The following is an 18340-nucleotide window of genomic DNA, read 5'->3' as shown; positions in this document are numbered from 1 at the left end:
AGACTAACCGCAAGCACCGGCAGTTAGCCAAGCAACGAGCGGGTCAGCGCTGCTGGGCCGGAATGCGTTTTTGCAGTTGGCTCGCGAGCTGTTCGGCCGAGGCGGGCACGATGTGCACGGTGTCGCCGGCTTTGATCAGATAGCGCCCGTCGCCGCGCACATCGATCCAGGTGTAGTGGATGGGCGGGGTGGGATCGGGCCGGTCCAGCCTGGCCTCGATGCGGATATGTCCTTCGGCGGTATGGGGTTTGAGCAGCAGTCTGCGGATCGGGGTCGCGCCGGGTCGGGGCGTGACGGCCTCGGCGTCTCGCACGGCTTCGGCCGGCGCGGTGCGGGAGGGTTCCCGGCCCGCCGGAGCTTTGGGCAGCAGGGCCGCGATCCGGGCCCCGAGCTTGTCGCTGCGCCCGATCGAAATACTCACGCGCCCACCGAAGTCCGGCCGGGTGCCGGGTTCCTGCACGGCGAGCACCGCGCGGTCGTAGACCACGCACGCGAGCAGTCGCAGCTCGGTGCCGGGGGTATGGCCGCCGCCGATGGCCACGATCCGGGTATGCGGCGCGGCGAGGATGCGCAGGCACGCGGTCAGGTCCGGGTCGCTGCCGAGCGGTAATCGCTCGCTCAGTTCCAGCCGCAGCTTGTGCGCCGCGTCCTCGGTGCGCGGGGTTTCCAGGATGCGCAAAGGGTAGGGGTGACGATCCAGTTCGGTTTCGCGCCACAGGTGGGCGAACTCGTCCGGAGTGAATATCCAACCCACGCCCGAATCACTCCTCACAAACCCCGCATGACTGCTGGCAGCATAACGGGTGACCGCGCCGAGATCGCGCGCTAACGTCGCGGTGGATTATCGGATATACCAAAACACAACCCCTCGGTTTCGCTCGGCTGCGCGCGAGCTTCCTCGTCGCAGGGGTCGAGTGCCCTACTCCGCCCCGGTTCGTCGGGGTGATCGGAGACGCTGTGCAGGTACTGGGTCCATGGACCGATCAGGCCACGATCACCGCGCTGGCCGGCGGTAAGGCGCGCGGTCTGCACAGTGTGCACAACGGCGGTTTCCGGGTGCCGGAGTGGGTGGTGCTCGGCATCGATGTCTTCCAGCGATTCACCGACGAGGCCGGGCTGACCGCGGCGGTCACCGAGTTCGCCGCGTTGGACGATCTGGACAAAGCCCTGGCCGTGGGGGCGACATTGCGCACCGAACTCACCGCGACCGAATTACCGGAAGCGATTCGTGCGCTGATCCTCGACGGCTACGCCAGGCTCGGCGCGGGGCCGATCGCGGTGCGGTCCTCGGTGCTGGCCGAAGACGGTGCGCGCCACTCCTACGCGGGTCAGTTCGATTCGTATCTGAACGTCAACGGCGCCGCGGCGGTGCTGGAGCGGGTGCGCGACTGCTGGGCCTCGGCCTTCTCGGAGCGGTCCATCCGCTACAGCTTCGCCCGGCAGCAGCCCCGGGCGGGTGCGGCGGCCGTGGTGCTGCAACGGCTGGTGCGGGCCCGGGCCAGCGGTGTCGTGTGCTCCGCGAATCCGATCACCGGCGCACCCGACGAAGTGGTGATCAGCGCGGTGTACGGGTTGGGGGAGGCGCTGGTCTCCGGCGCGGTGGACGCCGATTCGGTGATCGTGGAGAAGTCCACCGGGGTGGTGCTGGAAACCATCCTGGGGGACAAGGACCGCCGCTACGCGCCGGCCGCTGAACAGGGCTGCCTGGTGCACGAGGTCGATCCGGAAGATCGGGAGCAGCCGGTGCTCAGCGCCGCCGAACTCGCGGAGCTCACCAAGCTGGCGCGCCGGCTCGAAAGCGATCACGGCACACCGCAGGACATCGAGTGGGCGATCGACGACACCGGCATCTGGGTGTTGCAGTCGCGTCCGATCACGACCGCGGTGCGCGGCGGGGTGGACGCGCGCTGGGCCGCCGCGGTCATCCAGGGCGCGGGCGAGACGGTGCCCGACGGTGAGCTGCGAATCTGGGACAACGCCAACATCATCGAGAGTTTCAGCGGGCTCACCTCACCGCTGACCTACACCACGGCCGCCGAGATCTACGGGCGGGTGTACGACGGTTACGCCAGATCTCTGCGGGTGCGCGGGCGGCAGCTCCGCCAGACCGAGCGGTGGACTCCGGTGCTGCTCGGCTATTTTCACGGCCGGGTGTACTACAACCTGCTGCACTGGTACCGGATGGTGGGCATCGCCCCGGGGTACCGGCTGAACCGGAAGGTCCTGGAGGCGGCGCTCGGCGTGGACGAGCCGCTCGCCGACGACATCGCGAACACGCTGCGGCCCTTCACCTTCCGCACCCCGGTCGGCCGGGTCTGGGCGCGCACCGCCACCACGGTGACCTACCTGCGGCGGCTGTTCGGAATCGACGACATGGTCGAGCGGTTCCTGGCCGAGTTCTACCGCGTCTACGACGAATACGACGCGCTCGACTACACCGGAATGTCCGGAGAACAGGCCTACCGGAACTACCGCGAGGTGGATCGGGATCTGGTGGCGCGCTGGGGCCCGCTGATGGTGCTCGACGCGATCCTGTTGACCTGCACGGGACTGTTGTTCGTGCTCACGAAACTGTTCCTGCCGAAAGCGCCGGAGTGGCTGGGTTTGACGCTGGTCGGACCGGGCGCCGATATCGAATCCGCCGAACCCGCGCGGGCGATGACGGCGCTGGCGGAGCGGATCGGGACCGACCCGGCGCTGACCGAGTTGGTGAATTCCACACCGCCGCAGGAGGTTTACGGCAAGCTCGGCGCGCATCCGGAGTTCCGTGCCGAGGTCGAGTCCTATCTCGCCCGATACGGCTACCGCAGTCTGGACGAACTGAAATTGGAGACGCCGGACCTGCGCGAGGACCCGGCCAGCCTGTTCATCATGCTGCGCAGCACGCTCGCGACCCTGCGACAGCACGGCCGGGCGGGGACCGATCGCCGCGCCGAGGCCGAGGCCTATCTCGACAGTCACCTGCGCGGGCTGCGTCGCCGGATCTTCGAGCGATTACGCGGCAAGGTGTCTCGCTGCGCCGCGCATCGCGAACGCGTACGGTTCTGCCGCACCCGAGCCTTCGGAATGGTCAAGCGCATGATCCGGGCCATGGGCCGGGACCTGGTGGCGCGCGACCTGCTCGACGAATTCGAGGACGTGTTCTTCCTGACCGTGCAGGAGTTGCGCGGTTGCTACGACGGCGCCGACCCGGGCGAGTTGCGCAAGCTCGTCACCGCGCGGAAAGCCCAGCGCGCCAAGGACGCCGACCTGGTCGCGCCGGCGCGGTTCGTCACCCTCGGTTCGGGTTTCGGCCGGGCCGAGCTGGCGGGCCAGGGCTGGGTGCCGATCACCGAGATTCCGGCGGCGACCGTGGGCACGGTGCTGGCGGGCACGCCCTCGGCCGCCGGTTCGGCGACCGGCGGCGCCGTGGTGGTGGACGAGCCGCGCGATATCGCCGGCGGCATCTTGGTGACCTACCGCACCGATCCCGGCTGGGTGGCGGCGCTGCCGTCGGCGGCGGCGCTGGTGATCGAACGCGGCAGCCCGCTGACCCACGTGGCGATCGTGGCGCGGGAGATGGGAGTGCCGACGGTGGTGCAGGTCAAGGACGTGACGAAGAAGGTGCGCACGGGTATGCGGTTGCGGGTCGACGGCTCCGCCGGCACCGTGTCGGTGCTACCCCGGGAAGGTACAGGCGATGGAACCTGATCAATCGTCGCGGCAGGCGCCGGACTGGGTGCGCAAGCTGCTCGACCGGACACTGGACATCGTCGCGATTCCGGCGGATTCGGCGGTGCTGCTGGAGGGTTCACTGGCCGAGGGTTTCGGCAATGCCGGGTCGGATGTGGATTTCCTGGTGGTGGCGCCCGGCGACGAGGAGCTACCCACGCTGCCGACCGTGTTGTTCGTCGTCGGCAGACGGGTCGAGGTGCGGACCCGATCGGTGCGGCAGCTGCGCGAGCAGCTCGAACGGCTGGCGGCCGATCCCGGCGAGGACTTGCTGAACCGGTGCCAGCGCTTTCTGCGAGCTGTCGAAATCCATTCCGGGACAGTGGATCTGTCCGAGCTACGGGCACTGGCACCGTACTCGCGCTTCGCGCACGTACTGGGCGAGTGGTGGACCGGGCGTGCGGTGCGGGCGCTGCGCTACGCCGTCGCCCTGCGGGCGCTGGGCGCCCGGGCGGAAGCGGGCGACTGGGCGCGCGACGGTTTGCTACAGGCGATCAAAGGGTGGGCGGCGCACCGCGGCGAAACCTATCTGGAGACGAAATGGCTGCCGCGGCAACTGGATCGGATGCCCCCGCACGAAGTCATCGACCGGTATCGCGAACTCGCCGATCCCGACTCCTGGCTGCTGGAGGACCTCGACCGTGATGTCGGGGACCTGCCCGGCGTGCTGGGTGACGGGCAGGCCCGATTGCTCGGCGAACAGGTCACCTGGGAGCAGGTCTGGGAGCTGGTCGAGTCGCTCGGCATCCCCGAGGTGACCGACGACGCGGGGCAGGTGCTGCTCGCGCGCCTGCCGAAGGTCACCCACTGGACCATCGGCGAGCGCATCCACGTCCTGCGCGACGATCACGATGTCTTCGTCTTGTCCGCGCGGGCCGCCCGCGCCTGGCGGTCGGTGGTGTTCCGCCGTTCCCTGCGCGCGGTGCTCGACAGCGCCCCGCACGACATCCGCGCCGAACTCGCCGAGTTCGTCCGCCTGGGCCTGGTCGGCTTGCAGTGGCGGGGAGCGGGATTGATCGAACCGGCGCTGGCGATGTGCAAGCCGCTGCGGCCGTTCACACCGGTGCCCGGTGGCCACACGCCCGCACTGGGATTGACCGGAGCCGCCCGTGATGACGAGATCGCCACGCTGTGCCCGCTGCCCGCGGCACGATTCACCGCGTGCGGGATGAACGTGGTGTGGTCCAACATCGTGCTGGAGAACGCCAGGGAGGACCTGGCCGGGGCGGTCGCCGACGGTCAGGGCGCCGTCGCCGATGTCGCCGCACATCGGTTCATCGCCATGACGGTGCGAATATTGCTGTCCACCTTCGGGATTCATCCGTTGCCCGCCGACGTCGTGCCGCTCGACACGCTGCGCCGGTTGCTGCCGCCGGACACGCTGCGGCGCGCCGATCTGCTCGCCGCGATGGAATCGGCACGGCGAGTGCGGTTTTCGCGGATTCTTCGCGAGGGCACCGACCCGGAGGCGGGACTCGCGGTGCTCGACGAATTCGCGGGCCTGGTCCGCTGGGTGGCCGGTGGCGGCGCCACGAACGGCTTTCCGTCGTCCTTCGATTCCCGCGAACAGTGGAGCCGCACCTTGGCCATCAGTTACGAATGGCTGCGTCTGGCCGCCTATCTCGATACCGAGCTCCCGCTCGACGAAGCCCGCGATCTGCTGACCACCGGTGGCCGGCAGCCGCACCTACGCTCGGGTGGTGCCGTATGAGTCAGCGCGACACAGTTCTGGTGACCGGGGCCAGCGGCCTGGTCGGCGCCGAGGTGGTAGCCCGGCTGGCGGCCGCGGGACGTCCGGTCGCCGCGCTGCTGCACAAGGATTCGAGCATCGTCCGCAACGACGGCACCGTGCTGGAGCCCGGTAGCTCGGTGTCCGGCGACATCCGGTTGCCGGGTTTCGGCATGCCCGACCGTGACGCCGCCGATTTGGCCGAGCGGGTCGGGATCATCGTGCACAGCGCGGCGACGACAGCGTTCAACGCCGCCGCCGCGGATTACGAGGAACTGAATGTGCGCGGCACCGCGCACGCCCTCGAGCTGGCCCGAGCCTGGGACGTGCCGCTGGTCCACGTCAGCACCGCGTATGTCTGTGGTTCTCGCGGCGGCACGATCGGTGAGGACGAACTGGACGCGGGCCAGTCATTCGCGAACGGCTACGAGCAGAGCAAGTTCCGGGCCGAGCAGTTGGTGCGGGCCGCCGAGCCGGAGGTGCACTGGGCCGTTGTCCGGCCGGGCATCGTCACCGGCGCCACCGGCACCGGCGCCATCCGCGAATACAAGAACCTGTACTCAGTGGTGAAACACATTGTCGAGGGCAAACTTCGGACTCTGCCCGGCCGCTACGACGCGACCCTGGCGCTGGCGCCGATCGATCACGTCGCCGACGTGATCGCCGCGGCGGTTCTCGATTTCGACTCGGCGGCGGGCCGGACGCTGCACGCGCTGGGCCGGGATGCCCTCTCGCTGCGCGAGATCTCCGACGTGCTCGCCGAATACCCGTCGTTCGAGGTGGCGACGTTCGTTCCGGAAACGGTCTTCGCCGAAGCGGAACTCCCGGCCTCCGAGCGAGAAAGCTACCGCCGCATCGGATCCCGCTACACCAGCTACTTCCAGCGCCGCCTGGCTTTCGACACTACGCGCGCCGATATCCTGCTCGGCCGCCCGTCCCCGGCCACCGGTAAGGAGTACCTGCGCGTGTTGCTGGACTACTGCCTCGAATCGGGATATCTGGGTGCGCTGCCCGGGGAACCGGCGGCGCGCGAATTCGATGGGCCGGGCCGATGACCGCGGTGGATCGGGGGACGCACCCGCCGCTGCGGCTGCTGCTGCATCCGCTGACACCGTCGGCGGCGAAAGTGGATGCCTATGCCGAGGACACCTACGTGCAGGAAACCGTCGAGCACCTGGTGCGGCTCGGCATCGAGCCCGGCGGGTTCGCACGCGAGCATTCGCTGCTACTGCTCAAGCCCGACGCCATGGTGGCGCGAGCGGTCGAACCGACGCTGGACTGGCTGGGCGAGAACGGTTTCCAGGTTGTCGACGCGCACCGGTTGGCGGTGAACCGGCACCTGGTGCGCGCGATCTGGTACTTCGCCTGGAATATCGCCTCGGCGGAACGGCGGCGGCTGGCCGACCTGCTCGTCGGGATGTCGGACGCCTTGGTGCTGGTGGTGCGGGGGACCGACGGTGAACTGCCCGTTCCGGTGCGGTTGACCGCGGCGAAAGGCCCCACCGACCCGAGCAAACGAGTGCCCGGCGAGCTGCGCTATGTCCTCGGGCGACACAACTTCCTGCTGAACCTGGTGCATTCGCCCGACGACCCCGCGGATGTGCTGCGGGAGTTCTCGATCTTCTTCGACGAGCGGACGCGGGCGCGTCTGCTCACCCGGTCGGTCGACGGCGCGGCCGTGGCGGCCGAGCTCGCGCGGGAAATCTACGCGGAGACGCCGGCGCGAAGTTTCGATCGCGCCGAGGCGATGGGACAGGTGCGGCGCGGTCTCGCCGACGTGGGTGTGCCTGTCGCACCGGGACTTTCGGATGCCGACTGTGCGCGGCTGTTGAACGAGGCGTGGGACGCCGGTTACGAACTCGACCCGTGGTCGGTGCTGGTACTCGGATCCTACGTGCTTCCCATGCGGACCGGCAGCGGTCCGCAGACACTACCGCCGGTAACGGCGGCGACCTGGTTGGAGGTCGGAACATGACCCAGACTTCAGCCGTAACGGCAACGCATCTACGCACCGTTTCCCGAGTGCTGGCGCACCGGTGCGCCGTATCGGAGGTCTTCGTGACCTCCATGGATCGGCTCGGCGCGGACGAATTCCTGGTCGGGGCGCAGTTGCCGCGGATGCACGCGTACTACGGCGATCACGTGGGAGCGCTGGGGCTGCGCCATGACCCGCTGGCGGTGATGGAGGCGGCCCGGCAGGCCGCGATCGCCTCGACCCACGAATTCTTCGGTGTACCAACGGAAATGGCGTTCATGGTACGGACCTTCAATGGCACCGGTAGCGACACCGCGGTGTGGGAGACGGGCGCCGCGCCCGCGGATCTGGTGCTGAATGTCCGCGTCTCGGCGCGGCACGAGCGCGGCGGTGTCCCGCACGGGCTGGACCTCGTCCTGGAAATCGCCTGCGACGATGCGCCGATGATGACCGTGGACGGGTCGTTCTCCTGGATCACCCCGCCGCGCTGGGTCGGGATGCGGCGAACATTCCGGAACAGCTTGGGGCTGGGCCCGTTTCGTGGCAGCGGGCCGCTGACCGAGCGCGCCCCGGCGGCCTCGGTGGGGCGGGAGAATCGGCGCAACGTGGTGATCGGCGCGCCACGACTCGACGGACGGACCGCCCGGGCCGCGCTCGTCGCCGACCTCACGCACCCGTTCCTGTTCGATCACCAGCTCGACCACGTACCCGGCAGCCTGCTGATCGAGGCGGCCCGGCAGACCGCACTCACCCTGCTGCCCGACCTACCCCGATTGCTCAGTGTGGCAAGCGCATTCGATCGGTTCGTCGAACTGGATCGTCCCGCCGAGTGTGTCGCGGAGATCGTCGAGTCCGAGATCCACCCCACCGTCGTGCGGTGTGCGATCGAGCAGGCCGGAGCGGTGGCGGCCCGGATCGATCTCGAATTCGGGGCGGACACGGTGGTTTCCGCGTTGGACGGTAACCCGTGATGGATGTCGAGTTGCTGACCACGACCCGGGCGTTCCGGCGGCGTCTGGATCTCACCCGCCCGGTCTCCCGGCGGGAACTGCTGGACTGTCTGGATGTAGCGGTGCACGCCCCCAGCGGCACCAACCGGCAACCGTGGCGATTCCTCGTCATCGAGGATCCGGCGATCAAGCGCGAGGTCGCCGAGTACTACCGGAAAGGTTTCGCCGCTTACCTTTCCGCGCGCACACCGCGTCCGGATCAACGCCGTGATCTGGCGTCGGGCCGATACCTGGCCGAGCACCTGCACGAGGTCCCGGCGCTGGTCCTCGTCTGCTCGCCGGGCAGGCCACCGGCGACCCCGCTCCAGCTGGCCAGCTTCTACGGCTCGATCTACCCGATGGTGTGGAATCTGCTGCTCGCCTTGCACGCGCGCGGGCTCGGCTCCACGCTCACCACAGCCCACCTCGCTTTCGAACGTGAGGTCGCCGAGCTGCTGGGCATCCCGTTCGAGGACGTATCGCAGGTCGCGCTGCTGCCGGTGGCGCACCTGAAGCCGGGACCGGATTCCACACCGGGCCGGCGTACTCCGGCCGCGGAGCTCACCAGGTGGGAGCACTGGGACAACGGATGACCGGTACCGGATCGGCGTTGCTCACCTCGATCGCGCGCCTGGCGCACTTCACCAAGGTGATGTACAAGCCGCACTACCTGCTGTACGCGATCGTCTGGGTGCTGGCGCTGGAAGGGACGGCGGCCGTTCTCGCGCAACCGGATACCGCGTGGCGGCCCACCGGTGCGACTGCCCTGCGGATCGTGGTCGTCGCGATCACGCTGCTCTATCTCCGCATGGTCGACGAACAGAAGGACCTCGACTACGACCGCGTCCAGCACCCCGACCGTCCGCTCGTCACCGGAGCGGTCAGCGCGGCCGAATTGCGCGCAGCGATGGCGGTTCTCGCGATCGCCGCGATGGCGATCAGTCTGTCGTTCTCGGCGCGTTCAGCTGTGCTGATCGCCGCGGTTCTGGCCTATGCCTTGCTGCTCTGGGGCGCAGAGCAACGCTCGAACGCACTGCGCGCCAATGTCCTGCTGAATCTGGCGATCACCTATCCGATCCAGTTCCTGGTCATCAGCTACGTCGTGGTTTCCGCCGCCGATACCGGCGAACTGCGGCTCGAATGGCGTACTGCCGCCGTGGCCCTGATCTCCACCGGCGTCTTCCTGCACTTCGAGATCGCGCGCAAAACCACGCGCGACCCACGCCCCGGCGAGCTCCTCTACTCCAACGCGCTCGGGCCCACCGGCAGCGCTCTGGCTGTCCTGCTGTTGGCGGGATTCGCGGTCGCGAGCTACATCGTCCTGGTGCGGCCGTTGGCCACCGGGTCACTCGCGTGGATCGCGGTGGCGCTCATGCTGCTACCGGCTGCGGCCACCTGGCGGTTCGCGCGGTCGAGCCGCCCGGAGTATCCGGTGCTCCCAGCCGTCGCCTTCACCCTGCTGTTCTACCTGACGCTGATCGCCCAGGCGCTGTCACCGAGCACGTGAGCCGGTCCGGGGCTACCGCGCCCGGCGCAGGCGGACCGGCAGCCGGTTGGGCGTGGGGACGAAGTCGCGGGTCTTGGGTTCGACGGTACGGCCCGGCTCGGGGACCGGGCGCCAGGTCGAGAACAGGGCGGCGGTGCACAGGGTGATCGTCATCAGCGCGAAAGTGTTGCCGGGACAGTGACGTGCACCGATTCCGAACGGCAGAACCGCCTTCTTGTCGATCTCTTCCACGCGGCCGGGAAACCATCGGTCCGGATCGAAGTTTTCCGGAGCCGGATAGTAGTGCTCGCTGTGGTGGATCAGATATGGGCTGTAGACGATCATCGCGCCGTCGGGGAGGGTGACGCCGCCCAGGGTGATCGGGCCGTCGGCGGTGTGCGTGCTGACCCACGGCGCCCAGTACCGGAGGGTTTCCTGGATGACCAGCCGCAGGTAGGGCAGCGTTGTGACATGGTCGGGCCGGACCGGGCCCGGTCCGACGAAATCGGCTAGCTCCCGGCGTAATTCGGCTTCGACGTCCGGATGACTCAACACCTCGTGCCAGACCCAGGCCAGGATGGAGGCGGTGGAGCCGACACCCGCGGCGAGCATCAGCAGCAGTTCGTCGACGACCTCCGCGTCGGTCAGCCGGGCGCCGGTCTCCGGGTCGACATGGCGTACCAGCGCCGAGGCCACATCGGGGAATTCCCGGTCGGTGCGGCGGTATTCGGCGACGACCGCGCCGACCTCGGCGCGCAACCGGGCGGCTTTCGCGGAGAACCGGCGGTTGGCGACGAACCGCAGCCGCCGCACCGGCTCGGGTATCGCCGCTCGCACGATGACCTGCTCCAGCAGCCACGGAATGTTCTGGCGCACTTGGTGTTTCGCGGCAGCGGTGAAATCGGCGGTGAACAGGGTCGAGGAGATGATGTCGAGGACGAGCTCGTGCGCCTCCTCGACCAGATCCAGTTCGCGGCCGGCGGGTAAGCGCTCGGCCCATTTGTTCGCCGAATCCGCGGCCGTCACGGCGTATTCGTTGATCCGGCGCTGGCGGAGCGCGGGTGCGATCATGCGGCGTCGCACCGTGTGCGGTTCGCCGCTGAGCACATTGGACGCGGCCCGGATCACCTCCTGCATCGTCTCGCGCAGTTCCTCCCGGTGGAAGTTGCCTGCCTCGCCGAGCCCGACCGACCGCACGAGCTCCGGCGTGGTCAGCACGTAGGCCGGGCGCGGGCCGAGGTAGACGCGAACGATCGGACCCAGCGCGGACAGGGATTTGACGAAGGTCAACGCGTCGCGCAGCACGATCAGACTGTGGCCGACCAGCGGCAGGCGATGCGGGGCAGTCGGAATATTCTGGTGCACAGGGAGTTCCGATTCGATCGGCGAGAGGTCGGACAGGAGGTCCTTATAGACCTCGACCAGGCGTCCGGTGAGGCGCGACTGTCGCGCGGAATCCGCGTGGACCGCGAGGATCTTGCGCATCGGCGTCAACACGGCCGGGTCGTCGGCGAGTTCACGCAAGGTCGCGGCGATGGCGGCCACCGAGGGGTCGGCGGTACACACGCCCCCACCTTCCGGCACGGACTCGGCCAGATCCGGATCGCAGTAGACGACCGGCAGCCCCATCGCGACGGCCTCGAGCAACGCCATCCCCTGCGTATCGAACCCGCACGACGGGAACAGCAACACGTCGTGCTCGGCCATCGCCGCCAGGCACTCGTCCTGCGACACCCCGCCGCACAACTGCACCCGATCTCCGATGCCAGCGGCTTCGATCGCGGCTCGTGCGCGCTCCGAAAGGTCTCCCGTGCCATAAATATTCAGCGTGCAAGTCGGCACGAGCCCGACCGCCTCGATAGCCTCGAGCAGCCGTTTCTCCGGGGAAAACCGCCCGCACCACAACACTCGCAGGAACCCGGCGCGCGGCCCATCCGCGCGGCCGGGTTTGATCGCGGCGGACTTCGCATCCTCGGAAGCTGTGCCGCCTGGTCCGATCGTGGTTGACCCCGCGTTGTTCTGGGAAGTTGTGCCGCTGAATTCGATCGCGGCCGACCACGTGTCGTTCTGGGAAGTTGTGTCGTCGGGGCCGATCGCGGTTGACCCCCCGTTCTTCTGGGGAGTTGTGCCGCTGAATTCGATCGCGGCCGACCCCGCGTTGTTCTGGGAAGCCGTGTCGCCGGATCGACTCGCGGCCGACCCAGCGTTGGCGTCGGAAGCCGTGCCATCGGCGAGTTCGGTCGAGCGCGTCCCGCCAGGCCGGTCGGGAACTTCCGCGCTGGGGCGGAGACCCAGCGCACGATCGAGCGGTTCGTCGGCGACGCCGTTGGAGAGCACGATTAGCGGCCGGTCGAAGCCGTGTGCGCGCAGCAATCCGGCGAAGTGCGCGGAGGGCACGATCACCCGGTCGGCGGCACGCGCCTGCCCGATCATGGTCCGCCAGGCGTGGCGGGCGGCGCGGGACTCGGCCCGGCGCGGCATCGCACCCCGATGCGGAACGAAGCTCCCGTGCACCGCGCGCAACAGCAGCGCCGACAGGTAGGGCACCGGCGAGGTGTGCTCGATGAAGGCGTCGTCGCGACTGTGGATGGTCTGCACCACCGGTATCCCGTGGCGGCGGGCGGCGCGCAGCCCGGCGATGGCGACCCCGTAGGTGGTGTGCAGGTGCACCACATCGATCGGGCCGCGCGCGGCGAATTCCGCGTCGATCGCCCGATTGTTCGTCCGAGTGGGTCCGACGACGGCGAATCCGTTGACGCATAAACCCGCGACAGCCGAAAGAACCACCACATCGGGGTCGGGTTCGGTAGATTCCGGCGTGGGTGCGGTGAACACGGTGACCCGATGCCCGAGCCGTTCCAACCCCCGTCGCTGGGCGCGCATCGAGGACTGGATCCCCCCGATCGTCGCGGGATGGAAGTCGCTGAACAGTGCGATGTGCACGGGTTCACCGTACGGACCCCGGAGGGTTCATGAGTCACGATTTGCACAGCTCGCGCCGGAGCGAGCGGAAATGGGGTCGATCATGAGAGTCGCGATCCCGTTGACGGGCACGCGCGGGGATGTCCAGCCGGCCGTCGCGCTGGGGCTGGAATTGCGCCGGCGCGGGCACGATGTCTTCGTCGGCGCGCCACCGAATCTGATCGACTTCGTCACCCGGGCCGGTTTGACGGCGGCCTCGTGCGGACCCGACGTACAGCAGCTCTACTCCTCCGACGAGGGGCAGCGGGCGCTCGCCGCGGGCAGCAGTTTCCGGTTGATGCAACTGGTCGGCAAGCAGATGGCCGGGTACGCGGCCCGGATGAATCGCGAGGTGATCGATGTGTGCGCGGGCGCGGACATCATCGTCTCGACCATGCTCACCGAGGACCGGGCGGCATCGGTGTCCGAGGCGATGGACGTCCCGATGGTGTCGCTGCACGGATTCCCGTCCCGGATGAACGGCGCCTACCCGTTTCCCGGCGTGCTGCCGCCGACCGCCCGTCCGCCGGCGTTGGTCAATCGCGCGACCTGGGTGCTGGCCGAGAATTTGCGTCGCGTGGTCTTCCTGAAGTACCTCAACCAGCTGCGCGGCGAGCTCGGGCTGCGCCGATCCTTCGCCAGCCCGGCGGAAATGCTGGCCCGCCGCGGGGTGCCGGAGATCCAGATCTACGACCCCGCGCTGGTACCGGGACTGGCCGAGGAATGGGGTGCGAGCCGGCCGCTGGTGGGGTTCCTGCCGCTGGAGCGGTTCACCCGCGAGGCGATCGGTGAACTCGCGGCCGACCACGGGGAGGTGCTCGCGTGGATCGGAGAGGGCGAACCGCCGGTGTACTTCGGTTTCGGCAGCATGCCGATCCGCGACACCCACGCGGTGCTGTCGATCGTCGAGGACGTGTGCGACCGGCTGGGGCAACGGGCACTGGTGAGCGCGGGGTGGAGCGACCTCGATCTGGCCGACGCCGAAACCGGTCCGCGAGTCAAGGTCGTCGGCCCGCTGGCGCACGACATCGTCTTCCCGCTGTGTGCGGCGGCGGTCCATCACGGCGGCATCGGCACCACTTTCGAGAGCCTGCGCGCGGGTCTGCCGACGGTGGTGTGCTCGGTGTCCTTCGACCAGCCGATGTGGGGTGGCCAGGTGGAACGCCTCGGTGTCGGCGCGCACCTGTCGTTCCGGAAACTCGATCGTGCGCATTTGACGTCGGCCTTGCGTACCGCGCTGGCCGAGGAGACTCGGGGGCGCACGAAAACCCTTGCCGCTCAGCTGCATTCCCACTCGGACGCCACCTCGCGCACGGCCGATATCGTGGAGTCCACCGCATGAGCGCCGAACCGCACCGGGTTCGGTGACCGAAACGGCGTCCGGTCATCCTGCGCGCGGCAGGACAAGGCGGATCACCCAGGCGTGCGCCGACTGCGCTGTGCTGCTCGTACGCTGTGGGCGGCACACGTTGCGTAGCCGCGACACCCTGGTGATCTCGGTGCTCTTGCCGATACTGATCATGCTGTTGTTCGTGTACGTCTTCGGCGGCGCGATCGAGGTCGAGGGTTCCTATCCGGACTATGTCGTTCCGGGAATAGTGCTGCTGTGCACCGGGTTCGGGGCATCGATCACCGCGACGGCGGTGGCGGGCGACATGAGTTCTGGTGCGGTGCAGCGGTTCCGGACGCTGCCGATGTTCCGGCAGGCGCTGCTGACCGGGCATGCGGGGGAGGGGGTGTTGCGAAATCTTGCGGCCATCGCGATCGTGCTGGTTCTCGCGGTGCCGCTCGGATTCCGGCCGCGCGCGGACATTTCCGACTGGCTGACCGCGCTCGCCCTGATCGTGCTCTTCGTCCTGGCGGTCACCTGGATCGCCGTCGCACTCGGACTGCTGGCGCACAGTCCCGAAGCCGCGGGCGGGTTCACCTACGCGATCATGTTCATCCCCTACCTGAGCAGCGCGTTCGTGCCGACCGGAACCATGCCGGGGTGGTTGCGCGGATTCGCCGACAATCAGCCCGCCACCGCCGTAGTGGACACTCTGCGCGCGCAATGGGGCGGTGCGGGCAACGGCAGCGCGGGCAGCGCCGTGATCTGGTGCCTCGGCCTGGCCGCGCTGGGCTACGCCGGGGCGGCGGTCCTGTACGAACGCCGATGAGGTGACCCCGTCAGGCCTTGTCCGGCCGGGAGGGGGTGCGTTCGGCGGCGGTGGCCAGATAGTCACCGAGTTCACGGCGCAGGGTGATATCCATCGACCGCGCCAGGGTGCTGTGCACCGACGCCACCGCGAGCTCCCGCATCTTGTTGAGCATCGTGGTGGTCTCGGCGATCTCGGCGCTGGTATCCGGCAGCCAGCCCGCGCCGTGCTCGTCCACGATGTGCTGTTTGGCGGCGGTGATCATGATGTGGGTGATGTCATCGATGCGGTCGGCGACCTTGGCGTAAATCTCGATCAGCATGCGCAGCTCGATGCCGTACTCGTGCAACTCGGCGAACGAGGCGAGTAACTGGGTGTCGGTGAAGACCACCGTGTCGCCCTCCAGCCGCACCAGTTTCATCTCCTGCAGCCGTTCGACGAGTTCATCGGTGTCGGTGCCGAGAATGGTCCCGATGAGTTCGCGGGAGACCTCGAAGGTTTCGTCGGCGCCCCACGGCGCGGTGACCGCGTGCTGTAGGCCGAGGACCTCGGTGAGGTCCTTGCCGGTTTCCCAGCTGGTGATGAAGTCGGCGATGTGGGCGGTGGTGAAACCGCGCTGCAGCAGAGCGTCGATCAGGCGCAGGCGCTCGAGATGCCCGTCGCCGTAGAGGCTGGCTCGGCCGTCCTTGCCGATCGGCGGCGGGAGCAGGCCGCGTTCCTGATAAGCGCGGACATTGCGGGTGGTGGTGCCCGCGGCGCGAGCGAGGTCGTCGATCCGGTACTCCGGCATCGATCCCACCTTCCCTCGCCCACCATGCGCCGCTACCGACGCTCCGACAACCCGATCGCCGATCGAGTCTAACGGCCGGAACCGTTTGCCAGCGCCGACGGCACCGACAGTTCGCGACTCCCGATCCGGGAGCCGCGAACCGCGACCGTCACGACACGGCGGCGATCTTCGGCCGCGCCGGGCTGGCGGGCAGCACCTCGTAGTCGTCCAGTTTCAGGGTCCGCAGCTGGTTGACGTACTGCGTCGCGAAACCCGGGTACATGGTCGCGTTGAAACCGTCCTCGGTGAGGTACCAGCTGTGGCAGCCCGAATTCCAGGTGGTGGCGGTGAGCCGGCGCTGGATGGCCGCGTTGTATCGGTCCTGCTTGTCCCGGCGCACGTCGAGTACGCGCAGGTTCCGGTCCAGGATGGTCTTGATGGCGTCGGACAGATAGTCCAGCTGCGCCTCCATGTACACCAGCGCCGAATTGTGGCCGGGGCCGGAGTTCGGGCCGAAAGTGAAGAACAGATTCGGATACCCCGACACCGCGACGCTCTTGTACGCGTAGGCGCCCCTGGACCATTCCTCGGCCAGTACCCGGCCGTCGCGCCCGACGATCGGGATCGGTGTGCCCGCCTTCGACACATCGAATCCGGTCGCGAAGACGATGCAATCCGCCTGGTGCTCAATGCCTTCCGCGGTGCGGATGCCCTTTTCCGAGATCCGGGCGATCGGCCAGGTGATGAGCTTGCAGTTGTCCCGCTGCAACGCCGGGTAGTAGTCGTCGGTCATCAGCAGCCGTTTGCAGCCCGCCCGGAATTCCGGCGTGAGCTGGCGGCGCAGCCACGGATCCTTGACCTGCCGGCGCAGCTGCGCCTTGCCGGCCATTTCCACCACGCGGGTCAGCGGGGTGTTCCAGACCACGCCGAGTGCCACCGATTCGTGCCCGTAGAACCAGATCTGCCGGGCCAGCGATTCGGCGGCGGGCACCTGCCGGTAGAGCTGTTTGAGCAGCGGGCTGGTGCGCCGGTTGACGCGCGGCAGCACCCAGCCGGGCGTCCGCTGGAACACCTTGACCGAGGCCGCCTGCCGCACCAGCTCCGGAATGATCTGCACCGCACTGGCTCCGGTGCCGACTACCGCGACCTTCTTGCCGGTGAAGTCGTAGTCGTGATCCCAGCGGGCACTGTGGATCTTGTGTCCCTGATAGTCCTCGATACCGCGGATGGCCGGGAAGCTCGCGTTGGCCAGCGGCCCCGAGGCCAGCACCACCGAGCGGGCCCGGACCGGTTCGCGCCCGTCGAATGCGATGGTCCAGTGTCCGGCGGACTCGTCGAACTCGATTCCGGTTACGGTGTGGCCGAAGCGGATCCGTTCGTGCAGGCCGAACTCGGCGGCCATCGACTCGATGTAGCCGAGAATCTCCTTGCTGCCGGAGTAGGTGTGCGACCAATCCGGATTCGGCGCGAAACTGTAGGAGTACAGCCGTGACGGAATATCGCAGGCCGCACCGGGATAGGTGTTGTCGCGCCAGGTCCCGCCGATCCGGGTGCCCCGCTCGAACAGCGTGAAATCGTGGACGCCCTTCTGCCGCAACCGGATGGCGGCCCCGATACCCGCGAACCCGGCCCCGATGATGGCGACGTCGATCGTTTTCATGCCGCGGGCTCGTAGGTGATTTCCTTCGACCACGTCGGGTCCTTTCGCAACAGTGCCTTCGGCACCCGGGCGGTGATCTTCACCAGCGCGTCGGCCAGCAGGTGGTAGGGATGCTGCCGATTGATCACCCAGCTGCCGTGCATCTTCACGATCTGATACATCGGCAGTCGCCGGGCGAATTCGCTGCGCTCACCGACATTGCCGTACCGCTTGAGCGCCGCGTACAGCTTCTCCTCGTCGACGCCCATCGCCACGATGTTGTCGCGCATCTTGTTCAGCAGCGGCACATAACTGAGCACACCGATCAGGAATGTCGGTTTCACCCAGCCGCCGACCAGTTCGATCAGCAGCTTGCGCATCTCCGCGTGACCCAGCACGTCCATCACCGCGAAATCCACGGCCAGATGGCGGGATTCGTCGGCATTGATGCGCTTGAACACCGCCTGGCAGACCGGGTCCTCGATCTCGTCCATGATGAACTTGACCAGTGCGCCGTCCAGCGCCACCTCGAGCATGGGAATCACGGTGCCCAGGAACGACAGCGACATGTCGTCGGAATACTGGTCCAGGAAGTCGATGACCAGTTTGACGTTGATGTTCGGCTGCGGGATCTCCTCGCCGTCGAGCATGCCCCAGCGCCGCATCAGCGCCAGCTCGGCGTTGGCGTGCTTCTGCTCCTCGGCGTGGAAGTAGCGGTAGATCTCGCGCAGCGTTTCGGTCGGGGCCTTCTTGGCCATCGCGGCGAAGCCACGGGCGCCCACGTTCTCGATCCACATCAGATCAGCCATGAACGGCTTGAGTTTGGCGTGCAGTTCCGGCGAAATCGTCTCCGCGCCAGGGGCATCCCAGTCGATGTCGGCCAGCGCCCACTGCCGGTCCTTGATCTTGCGGAGCATATCGTCGAAGTCCATAGCGATAGCCA

At 68.1% G+C, this 18340-nt stretch carries 14 protein-coding genes; 9 read left to right on the top strand and 5 right to left on the bottom strand.

The features are described from left to right. Window positions 1-43: 43 nt before the first annotated feature. Window positions 44-754 carry an ESX secretion-associated protein EspG gene (locus BJ987_RS34890; RefSeq protein WP_209897290.1) on the bottom strand — a complete coding sequence of 237 codons (711 nt, stop codon included), beginning with the start codon at window positions 752-754 and terminating at the stop codon, window positions 44-46. A gap of 203 nt (window positions 755-957) precedes the next feature. On the opposite strand from BJ987_RS34890, the gene BJ987_RS34885 reads away from it, so the two are divergent. The 7 genes from BJ987_RS34885 to BJ987_RS34855 are packed head-to-tail and all read left to right on the top strand — an operon-like array spanning window position 958 to window position 9911. Further along, complete coding sequence (locus BJ987_RS34885) at window positions 958-3690, top strand: phosphoenolpyruvate synthase (RefSeq protein WP_209897289.1); 2733 nt, start codon at window positions 958-960, stop codon at window positions 3688-3690. Next, the gene (locus BJ987_RS34880; RefSeq protein WP_209897288.1) at window positions 3680-5422 is read left to right on the top strand and encodes a nucleotidyltransferase domain-containing protein; all 1743 of its coding nucleotides are present in this window, start codon (window positions 3680-3682) and stop codon (window positions 5420-5422) included. Before BJ987_RS34885 ends, BJ987_RS34880 begins: the two co-directional genes overlap by 11 nt. After that, complete coding sequence (locus tag BJ987_RS34875) at window positions 5419-6495, top strand: SDR family oxidoreductase (protein WP_209897287.1); 1077 nt, start codon at window positions 5419-5421, stop codon at window positions 6493-6495. Before BJ987_RS34880 ends, BJ987_RS34875 begins: the two co-directional genes overlap by 4 nt. Further along, window positions 6492-7415, top strand: a complete 924-nt coding sequence (locus tag BJ987_RS34870; RefSeq protein ID WP_209897286.1) for a nucleoside-diphosphate kinase — start codon at window positions 6492-6494, stop codon at window positions 7413-7415. The genes BJ987_RS34875 and BJ987_RS34870 overlap by 4 nt, the downstream gene beginning before the upstream one ends. Beyond that, the gene (locus tag BJ987_RS34865) at window positions 7412-8386 is read left to right on the top strand and encodes a ScbA/BarX family gamma-butyrolactone biosynthesis protein (protein WP_209897285.1); all 975 of its coding nucleotides are present in this window, start codon (window positions 7412-7414) and stop codon (window positions 8384-8386) included. The genes BJ987_RS34870 and BJ987_RS34865 overlap by 4 nt, the downstream gene beginning before the upstream one ends. Continuing rightward, window positions 8386-8997: a nitroreductase family protein gene (locus BJ987_RS34860; protein WP_209897284.1), complete on the top strand. Its 612-nt coding sequence runs from the start codon at window positions 8386-8388 to the stop codon at window positions 8995-8997. Before BJ987_RS34865 ends, BJ987_RS34860 begins: the two co-directional genes overlap by 1 nt. Next, window positions 8994-9911, top strand: coding sequence for a hypothetical protein (locus tag BJ987_RS34855; RefSeq protein ID WP_209897283.1), 918 nt, complete (start codon window positions 8994-8996; stop codon window positions 9909-9911). Before BJ987_RS34860 ends, BJ987_RS34855 begins: the two co-directional genes overlap by 4 nt. 12 nt (window positions 9912-9923) lie before the next feature. On the opposite strand, the gene BJ987_RS34850 is transcribed toward BJ987_RS34855, so the two are convergent. Then, on the bottom strand, window positions 9924-12833 hold the full coding sequence (locus tag BJ987_RS34850) for a cytochrome P450 (RefSeq protein WP_209897282.1): 2910 nt from the start codon (window positions 12831-12833) through the stop codon (window positions 9924-9926). An 82-nt stretch (window positions 12834-12915) separates the two neighbouring features. Between BJ987_RS34850 and BJ987_RS34845 the strand changes: the two genes are divergently transcribed. Then, window positions 12916-14193, top strand: coding sequence for a glycosyltransferase (locus tag BJ987_RS34845; protein WP_209897281.1), 1278 nt, complete (start codon window positions 12916-12918; stop codon window positions 14191-14193). A gap of 22 nt (window positions 14194-14215) precedes the next feature. Further along, a complete protein-coding gene (locus BJ987_RS34840; protein ID WP_307869848.1) occupies window positions 14216-15010 on the top strand; it encodes an ABC transporter permease in 795 nt (264 codons plus the stop codon). A 10-nt stretch (window positions 15011-15020) separates the two neighbouring features. Here BJ987_RS34840 and BJ987_RS34835 read toward each other — a convergent pair whose 3' ends face one another. The 3 genes from BJ987_RS34835 to BJ987_RS34825 all read right to left on the bottom strand — a co-directional run bounded on the left by BJ987_RS34835 (window position 15021) and on the right by BJ987_RS34825 (window position 18335). Then, the gene (locus BJ987_RS34835) at window positions 15021-15779 is read right to left on the bottom strand and encodes a MerR family transcriptional regulator (RefSeq protein ID WP_209897280.1); all 759 of its coding nucleotides are present in this window, start codon (window positions 15777-15779) and stop codon (window positions 15021-15023) included. A gap of 148 nt (window positions 15780-15927) precedes the next feature. Continuing rightward, the gene (locus BJ987_RS34830) at window positions 15928-17418 is read right to left on the bottom strand and encodes a flavin-containing monooxygenase (protein ID WP_209897279.1); all 1491 of its coding nucleotides are present in this window, start codon (window positions 17416-17418) and stop codon (window positions 15928-15930) included. Further along, a complete protein-coding gene (locus BJ987_RS34825) occupies window positions 17415-18335 on the bottom strand; it encodes a ferritin-like domain-containing protein (protein ID WP_209899605.1) in 921 nt (306 codons plus the stop codon). Before BJ987_RS34825 ends, BJ987_RS34830 begins: the two co-directional genes overlap by 4 nt. Window positions 18336-18340 lie beyond the last annotated feature (5 nt).

It is taken from the genome of Nocardia goodfellowii, from assembly GCF_017875645.1.
GTDB classification, from domain to species: Bacteria; Actinomycetota; Actinomycetes; order Mycobacteriales; family Mycobacteriaceae; genus Nocardia; species Nocardia goodfellowii.
The sequence above is the reverse complement of the archived record's forward strand: the minus strand, read 5'-3'. Positions and strand labels throughout refer to the sequence as shown.

Bases quoted from the DNA above. Each gene is read 5' to 3' on its own strand.
- BJ987_RS34835 (WP_209897280.1), bottom strand. From the start codon at position 15,779: ATGCCGGAGTACCGGATCGACGACCTCGCTCGCGCCGCGGGCACCACC.
- BJ987_RS34855 (WP_209897283.1), top strand. From the start codon at position 8,994: ATGACCGGTACCGGATCGGCGTTGCTCACCTCGATCGCGCGCCTGGCG.
- BJ987_RS34860 (WP_209897284.1), top strand. From the start codon at position 8,386: ATGGATGTCGAGTTGCTGACCACGACCCGGGCGTTCCGGCGGCGTCTG.
- BJ987_RS34845 (WP_209897281.1), top strand. From the start codon at position 12,916: ATGAGAGTCGCGATCCCGTTGACGGGCACGCGCGGGGATGTCCAGCCG.
- BJ987_RS34870 (WP_209897286.1), top strand. From the start codon at position 6,492: ATGACCGCGGTGGATCGGGGGACGCACCCGCCGCTGCGGCTGCTGCTG.
- BJ987_RS34865 (WP_209897285.1), top strand. From the start codon at position 7,412: ATGACCCAGACTTCAGCCGTAACGGCAACGCATCTACGCACCGTTTCC.
- BJ987_RS34830 (WP_209897279.1), bottom strand. From the start codon at position 17,418: ATGAAAACGATCGACGTCGCCATCATCGGGGCCGGGTTCGCGGGTATC.
- BJ987_RS34875 (WP_209897287.1), top strand. From the start codon at position 5,419: ATGAGTCAGCGCGACACAGTTCTGGTGACCGGGGCCAGCGGCCTGGTC.
- BJ987_RS34880 (WP_209897288.1), top strand. From the start codon at position 3,680: ATGGAACCTGATCAATCGTCGCGGCAGGCGCCGGACTGGGTGCGCAAG.